The organism is Moraxella sp. (assembly GCF_024227015.1).
Taxonomy (GTDB): domain Bacteria; phylum Pseudomonadota; class Gammaproteobacteria; order Pseudomonadales; family Moraxellaceae; genus Moraxella.
Genome location: NZ_JAAELD010000172.1, coordinates 1 through 962, shown reverse-complemented (window position 1 = coordinate 962; position 962 = coordinate 1). Strand labels below are relative to the sequence as shown.

The following is a 962-nucleotide window of genomic DNA, read 5'->3' as shown; positions in this document are numbered from 1 at the left end:
CTGCAAAGGCACTGAAAGGACCCACCAAGCCAACAATGATGCAAACGATTAACCCAAGTTTTAAAATCTGTTTCATGCGACTTCCTCCCTGAAAGGTAAATTTAACTTTTGGATCTCCGCCCGATTGAATCGGAAGAATGAAATGATGTGTTGCTTTGGCACGCGCCGTCATCTGTACAGGGCCACCACACCTCCTTTCCCACTCTATGTGTTCCTAAACGTCACAACAGATGATACCGTGCGGATCAATTATTGGATCAATAATTATTGGTATGACCAATTGCTATTTTATTTGATTTGGCATGTCAAGCAAAAAATATTTGAAATCCATAAAATCGAGCCATATCTATGTTTAACAACTATTCTTATTGACCGCTAAAAAACAATGATGTAAAAGAATGTCTGTGACACATTGGTAGTACCAATAATCAAGTTGTATGGATAACATGTTAAAGCATAGGAGGTTCCATGATTAAGAACACCTTCATCGGCAAATTGCAGGGGCAGTTGGGTGCTGAGAATGTACTCACCGATCATGCGGATCTGGTTACTTATTCCTATGATGCCGCCGTTTTAGCGCCGGTCATTCCCATGGCGGTGGTGCGCCCCACCACGACGGCAGCACTTGGTCGAGCCGTGCGCATTTGCAACGAAAATCGGGTGCCGGTAACGGTCCGGGGGGCAGGAACCAATCTGAGCGGGGGCACCATTCCGACACCAAACGGTATCGTGGTGCTGACCAATGCATTGAATAAGATTATAGAGATCAATGAGGCGGATATGTATGCCGTGGTGCAGCCGGGCGTGGTGACAGCCAAACTGGCTGCAGCGGTTGAAGCCAAAGGCCTTTTTTACCCGCCGGACCCCGGCAGCATGGCGGTATCCACCATTGGGGGCAATGTGGCCGAAAATGCCGGTGGATTGCGCGGATTGAAATACGGGGTCACTTCCGATTATGTGAT

The 962-nt window shown here is 47.5% G+C and carries 1 protein-coding gene; it reads left to right on the top strand.

All coding sequences use genetic code 11. The features are described 5' to 3' along the window. Positions 1-468: 468 nt before the first annotated feature. On the top strand, positions 469-962 hold a 494-nt coding region (locus GY683_RS04005; protein ID WP_297287523.1), incomplete at its 3' end, for an FAD-binding protein.